At 69.3% G+C, this 6843-nt stretch carries 5 protein-coding genes; all 5 read left to right on the top strand.

Annotated features, from left to right (window positions below):
• Window positions 1-257 precede the first annotated feature (257 nt).
• The 5 genes from rpmH (at window position 258) to mnmE (ending at window position 6832) form a co-directional block, all read left to right on the top strand.
• A complete protein-coding gene (gene rpmH, locus AB3X07_RS22930; RefSeq protein WP_003469983.1) occupies window positions 258-398 on the top strand; it encodes a 50S ribosomal protein L34 in 141 nt (46 codons plus the stop codon).
• Entirely contained in the window at window positions 395-874 is a 480-nt protein-coding gene (gene rnpA, locus AB3X07_RS22925; RefSeq protein WP_369941604.1) for a ribonuclease P protein component, read from the top strand. Before rpmH ends, rnpA begins: the two co-directional genes overlap by 4 nt.
• 18 nt (window positions 875-892) lie before the next feature.
• Window positions 893-2623 carry a membrane protein insertase YidC gene (gene yidC / locus AB3X07_RS22920; protein WP_369941602.1) on the top strand — a complete coding sequence of 577 codons (1731 nt, stop codon included), beginning with the start codon at window positions 893-895 and terminating at the stop codon, window positions 2621-2623.
• Window positions 2624-2723: 100 nt separating this feature from the next.
• On the top strand, window positions 2724-5465 hold the full coding sequence (locus tag AB3X07_RS22915) for a tetratricopeptide repeat protein (protein WP_369941600.1): 2742 nt from the start codon (window positions 2724-2726) through the stop codon (window positions 5463-5465).
• Between the two features lie 23 nt (window positions 5466-5488).
• Window positions 5489-6832 (top strand): tRNA uridine-5-carboxymethylaminomethyl(34) synthesis GTPase MnmE, encoded by a 1344-nt coding sequence (gene mnmE / locus AB3X07_RS22910; RefSeq protein WP_369941598.1) that lies wholly within the window; start codon window positions 5489-5491, stop codon window positions 6830-6832.
• Window positions 6833-6843 lie beyond the last annotated feature (11 nt).

The following is a 6843-nucleotide window of genomic DNA, read 5'->3' as shown; positions in this document are numbered from 1 at the left end:
CAGGCGTAATTCATTGAGCGACCAGGCGTGAGGCGCGAAACAGCGCGGCGCACTCGGCCGGTGGGAGAGGAAAGCGGATGGATCAGACTACCATCGGCGCGCTGGGTCGGGAATGGTTGTCCCGCATCTATTCACAGATCCATCCACAGGCTGGGCGCAGCGCACTTCCGTGCGCGAAGTAACGCGTGGTTGACCGCACCCCGGTAGGTTCTATAGAATTTCCGGTTCTTTCCGCCTCATTCAGACAGAGCGCCCCGATGGCCACCAAGCGCACCTTCCAGCCCAGCAACCTCAAGCGCAAGCGCGACCACGGCTTCCGTGCCCGTATGGCGACCGCCGACGGCCGCAAGATCCTGGCCCGCCGCCGCGCCAAGGGCCGCAAGCGCCTGAGCGCTTGATTGCTTCGCCGCCCCAGGCGGCGCCTGCAATCCGGACCGTGAAACATCCCGACCCGCGTAGGCGATTTCCTCGCTCTGCGCGGGTTCGCACGTCTGCGGAATACCGCGTCGTGTTCGATGCCGCACGCCGCTGCTCCGAACCGCTGATGAGCCTGCACTGGCGCAGCGCCGATCACCCGGCGCGGCTGGGGCTTGCCGTGTCGCGCAAGGTCGACAAGCGCGCCGTGGTCCGCAATCGCATCAAACGCGTCCTGCGCGACGCCACGCGGCATCTGCTGCCGTGGCTGGCGCCCGGCGACTATGTGGTGGTGGTGCGCAGCGCCGCCGCCCAGGCCAGCGGCGAACAGCTGCGTCAGGCCTATCTGCGCCTGCTGCGTCGCGCCGGCGCATTGCCGGCCCCGGCTGCGGACGGCACAATGCCGCCGCCCATCTCCGCGTCTTCCCCCACTTCCACGTCAGAACCCGCTTCTGGCTGAGCCGAGCTTGCCTGTCCGATGAACCAGACCCGCCTTTTCCTGATTTTCGCCTGGCTGATGGTCGCGGGCCTGTTGTGGATGGAGTGGAACAAGGAACACGCGCCGACCGCCAACGCGGCGACCGTGGCCGCGGCGACCACGGTGCCGCCCGCGCGCGATGCCGATGCCGGCGGCACCCACGTCCCGGCGGTCCCGCAGGCCACGGTGCCCGGCAGCGCGCCGGCAGCGCCCGCGTCCGAGACCGCCGCGGCGAGCGCCGCGCCGCGCGTCACCATCACCACCGACGTGCTGCACCTGACCCTGGACGGGCGCAGCGTGTTCGATGCGGATCTGCTGCTGTTCCCGCAGACCAAGCAGCCCGGCAGCCCGCCGGTGCAACTGCTGACCGAGGACGCGGCGCATCCGTACACCGCCACCAGCGGCTGGGTCGGCGAGAACAATTCGCCATCGCCGGGGCGCGGCGGCTTTCGCCCGGAACAGCCGGGCAAGGACTATGTGCTGGCCAAGGGCCAGGACAGCCTGCAGGTGCCGTTCGTGTGGAACGGCCCGGACGGCATCAGCATCCGCCGCGTCTACACCGTGCAGCGCGGCCACTACGCACTGCAGATCAAGGACGAGATCGTCAACCAGGGCAGCAAGCCCTGGCAGGGCTATGTGTTCCGCAAGCTGAGCCGGGTGCCGACCATCGTCAGCCGTGGCATGACCAATCCGGATTCCTTCAGCTTCAACGGCGCCACCTGGTTCAGCGCGCAGGACGGCTACCAGCGCCGCGCGTTCAAGGACTTCCTGGAGGACGGCCCGGTCAACCAGACCGTGAAGGGCGGTTGGATCGCGGTGTTGCAGCACCACTTCTTCACCAGCTGGATCCCGCAATCCGATCAGGACTCGCTGTTCGTGCTGTCCAACGACGGCCCGCGGCATGTGGTCGAAGCGCGCGGCCCGGGCTTCACCGTGGCGCCGGGCGCCCGCGCCAGCACCGAGGCGCGGCTGTGGGTCGGGCCGAAGCTGGTCAACCAGATTGCCAAGGAGCAGGTAAAGGGTCTTGATCGTGTGGTCGACTACAGTCGATATACGATGCCTGCGCTACTGGGCCAGGGTCTGTTCTGGGTGCTTAGCCACCTCCACACTCTGATCGGCAACTGGGGCTGGTCGATCATCGGCCTGGTGGTGCTGCTGAAGCTGGTGCTGTATCCGCTGTCGGCCGCGCAGTACAAGAGCGCAGCTAGGATGCGCAAGTTCCAGCCGCGCATCCAGCAGCTGAAGGAGCGCTACGGCGACGACAAGCAGAAGTTCCAGACGGCGATGATGGAGCTGTACAAGAAGGAGAAGATCAACCCGATGGGCGGCTGCCTGCCGGTGCTGATCCAGATGCCGATCTTCTTCGCGCTGTACTGGGTGCTGGTGGAGTCGGTGGAATTGCGCCAGGCGCCGTGGTTCGCCTGGATCCAGGACCTGACCGCGCGCGACCCGTATTTCATCCTGCCGGTGATCAACGTGGCGGTGATGTGGTTCACGCAGAAGCTGACCCCGGCCCCGGGCATGGACCCGATGCAGGCGAAGATGATGCAGTTCATGCCTCTGGTGTTCGGCGTGATGATGGCTTTCGTACCGTCGGGCCTGGTGCTGTACTGGGTCACCAACGGCTCGCTCGGCCTGCTGCAGCAGTGGTGGATGCTCAAGCGCCACGGCGAGGGGGCCACCGCCAGCGGCGGCGGCGCCGCCAAGCCGCCGGCCAAGGCGAAGAAGTAAACCCGACAACGCCCGCCTTCCGGCGGGCGTTGCGCATGCGGCCGGGGGAAGGCGCCGGCGGTCTGCGTCTCCCGCGTCGCCTTCCTCGCGAGCCCGTGTCATGCGCAAGCCCCCTCGTCCGTTGTCGCCGTCCCTGGCCGTGATCGGCCTGCTCGCGCTCGTCCTGGCCGCTTGCCAGCGCACGCCTGCCGGCAGCGAGGCCGCGCCCTCCAAGCCTGCGACGGCCGCGGCGGCGATCGCGATTCCCGGTTCGCCGGCCCTGCAGGCCCAGGCGACGGCGTTGCTGCAAGGCCTGCAGGTGCAGTTGGCGGCGCAGCGCAAGATCATCGTGCTGCTGGCCGACGAGGCCAAGCAGTCGCCGGCCGAGCGGCAGACCTCCAGCAGTGTCGGCCAGCAGTTGTTCCACGAGGGCCTGGAGCGGCGCGAGGCGCTGGCCAGGCAATTCGATGCGTTGCTGGCGCTGTCGGACCCGCAGCGTTTCGCCGCGGTCGGCAGCTTGCTGGACTACGTCGAATCGGCGCCGGACCTGTACGACGCCGACCGCCTGGCGTTCCGCGAGATCCTCGCCGACTGGCAGGTGCGCATCGGCAAGGATTCCTCGCTGCCGGCGATCAAGCTGCACCAGCGCATCGGCGAGGATCTGGAAGCGCTCGACGAGATTGAGCGCACCTACAACCGCGAGATCACCGCGATCTTCAGCCGCTTCGACCGCACCCGCGCGATCATGCAGAAGCGCGAGAAGTGGGAGGACTACGTCGCCCACCTGGGCACGCTGTATAAGCGCGAGGCGATCCTGCGCGACTATGGCGTGATCACGCCGTATCCCATGTCGATGCAGGACAGCGACCGCGAAGTGTTCGGCCGCGACCTGCCGCCGAAGACGGTGGTGCTGAGTTTCGACGACGGTCCGCACCGCGAGTACACCGACGAGATCGTCGCCATCCTCAAGCGCTACGACGTGCCGGCCACGTTCTTCGAGGTCGGCCGCAACCTGGGCAAGCTTGACGCCGACGGCAAGGTCGAACTGGCGCCGCTGGCCAGCGTCAGCCGCGAGCTGATGGAGCAGGGCTACACGGTCGGCAACCACAGCCTGACCCACGCGCAACTGTCCAAGGAGACCGGCGCCGCGCTGCGCAGCCAGATCCTCGACACCGATCGCATGCTGCGCGCAGTCGATGCCAAGCGTGCACCGCTGTTCCGTTTCCCTTACGGCGCGCGCAATGCCGAAGGCATGCAGATCCTCGGCGAGGCCGGCTTGAAGTCGGTGATGTGGAACGTGGATTCGCTGGACTGGGCCGATCCGGTACCCGAATCCATCGTGCAACGCGTGCTCGAGCAGGTCGGCCGCGAGCAGCGCGGCATCCTGCTGTTCCACGACATCCACGAACGCACGGTCAAGGCGCTGCCGCAGATCCTGGACCGGCTCAGCGCCGACGGCTATCAGTTCGCCGCCTGGAACGGGCGCGACTTCAGCGTCGCCCGCGCCGCCAGCAACGCGGCCGCGCCGGCGGTGACCAGCGGCTACGACAAGTCGTGGGCGATCGTGATCGGCATCGACGACTACGCGCGCTGGCCCAAGCTGCAGTACGCGGCCAACGATGCGCAGGCGATCGCGCAGACGCTCACCGGCAGCTTCGGTTTTCCGTCGTCGCAGGTGATCGTGCTGAAGAACCAGGAGGCCACCCGCAACAACATCCTGGCCGCCTTCCACGACCGCCTGGCGCATGGCGGGGTGGGCAAGAACGACCGCGTGTTCGTGTTCTTCGCCGGGCATGGCGCGACCCGCAAGCTTGCCTCCGGCCGCGACCTCGGCTACATCGTGCCGGCCGATTCGGACCCGGCGCAGTTCGCCACCGATGCGATCCCGATGACCGAGATCCAGGACATCGCCGAAAGCCTGGAGGCCAAGCACGTGCTGTTCGTGATGGATGCGTGCTACAGCGGCCTGGGCCTGACCCGTGGCGGCGGCACCAACGCCTATCTGCGCGAGAACGCGCGGCGCATCGCGCGGCAGATGCTCACCGCCGGCGGCGCCGATCAGCAGGTCGCCGACAGCGGGCCCAACGGCCATTCGGTGTTCACCTGGGTGCTGTTGCAAGCGCTGTCGGGCAAGGCCGACCTCAACGGCGACGGTCTGATCACCGGCACCGAACTGGCCGCCTACGTGGCGCCGGCGGTGTCGAGCATCTCGCCGCAGACGCCGGCGTTCGGCAGCCTGCCCGGATCGCAGGGCGGCGAGTTCGTGCTGCAGGTGCCGGAGGGCGAGGAGTTCCTGACCGCCGACACCCAACAGCTGTCCTCGGCAGCGATCGCGATGAACGATCGCGTCGATGCGGCGACGCCGGCATCGACCGCGGCGCCGAACGCCGGCGCCGGCAGCGCCGCTGCGCCGGCTGCACCGGCCAAGCCGGCGGTGGTGGTCAAGGACCTGCAGGGCGGCGAGCGGCCGCTGGCGGTGCCGGCCGCGGCCGGCCCGGTGTCCGATCGGCAGCGTGCGCAACGCGCCAACGACCGCGGCCTGCAGCTGTACAAGGAAAAGCGCTACGACGAGGCCGAAGCGCAGTTCACCGAGGCGCTGAAGCTGCGCCCGGACTTCGCGCTGGCGGCCAACAACCTGGGCTTCATCTACTACCGCCAGGGCAAATACGCGCAAGCGGTGCGCTGGCTGGAGAACACGCTGAAGATCGATCCCTCGCGCGCGGTGGCCTACGTCAATCTGGGCGACGCCTACCGTCAGCTGGGCGATGCCGCCAAGGCCAAGCGCGCGTTCCAGACCTATCTGGAATTGCAGCCCAACGGTGCGTCGGCCGCCTACGTCCGCGGCCAGTTGCAGACCCTGTAGTTCATCGCAGCGCTGTCTCCGCCATGTCGTCCTCCGCCACCGACACCATCGCCGCCATCGCCACTGCCCCGGGGGCGGGCGGTGTCGGCGTGGTGCGCGTGTCCGGCCCGGCGGCGGCGGCCGTCGCCGCGGGACTGGGGCTTGGCGCGCTGGTGCCGCGCAGCGCCCGCTACGCGCGCTTTCGCGACGCGCACGGCGCGATCGTGGACGACGGCATCGCGCTGTGGTTTCCGGCGCCGCGCAGCTTCACCGGCGAGGACGTGCTGGAGCTGCAGGCGCATGGCAGCCCGGTGTTGCTGCGGCATCTGGTGGCGCGCTGCTGCGAACTCGGCGCGCGGCCGGCGCGCCCGGGCGAATTCAGCGAGCGCGCCTTCCTCAACCGCAAGCTGGACCTGGCCCAGGCCGAAGCCATCGCCGACCTGATCGCCGCCGGCGACCTGCGTGCGGCACGCGCGGCGCGGCGCTCGCTGGACGGTGTGTTCTCGCGCCGCGTCGACGATCTGGCCGAACAGCTGATCCGCCTGCGCATCCACATCGAGGCGGCGATCGATTTCGCCGACGAGCCACTGGACACGCTGGGCGGCGCGCAGGTCCGTGCCGGCCTGGAGCAGGTGCGCACCGACCTGGCGCGGCTCACCGCCGAGGCCGAACGCGGCCGGCGCCTGCGCGATGGCCTGCACGCGGTGCTGGTGGGGCCGCCGAACGCCGGCAAGAGTTCCCTGCTCAACGCGCTGGCCGGCAGCGAGCGCGCCATCGTCACCGACATCGCCGGCACCACCCGCGACACCTTGCACGAGACCGTGCGCCTGGATGGCGTGGAACTGACCCTGGTCGACACCGCCGGTCTGCGCGACGGCGGCGATGCGATCGAGCGCGAGGGCATGCGCCGCGCGCGGCAGGAATTGCAGCGCGCCGATCTGGCGCTGGTCGTGCTCGACGCGCGCGACGCCGAGGCGGGCCATGCGGCGATCGCCGATGCCATCGCCGACGTGCCGCAGCGCCTGTGGATCCACAACAAGAGCGATCTGCTCGCCACCGTGCCCGCGGCCAGCGACGATCGCGTCTATGTCTCCGCCGCCACCGGCAGTGGACTGGAGCAACTGCACGCGCAGTTGCGCGCCATCGCCGGCGTCGCGGCGGGCGAGGGCAGCGACGGCGAGTTCTCCGCGCGCGCGCGTCACGTCGAGGCGCTGCAACGCGCGGCCACGCACGCTGCGGCGGCCGCGGCGGAACTGGACTACGAACGCCTGGAACTGGCCGCCGAGGAACTGCGCCTGGCCCACGCCGCGCTCGGCGAGATCGTCGGCACGCTCAGCGCCGACGACCTGCTCGGGCGGATCTTCTCCAGCTTCTGCATCGGCAAGTAGCGCGCGGCCGT

The sequence above is a fragment of the Xanthomonas sp. DAR 35659 genome, from assembly GCF_041242975.1.
GTDB lineage: Bacteria > Pseudomonadota > Gammaproteobacteria > Xanthomonadales > Xanthomonadaceae > Xanthomonas_A > Xanthomonas_A medicagonis.
This window is presented reverse-complemented; position numbering and strand designations above follow the sequence as displayed.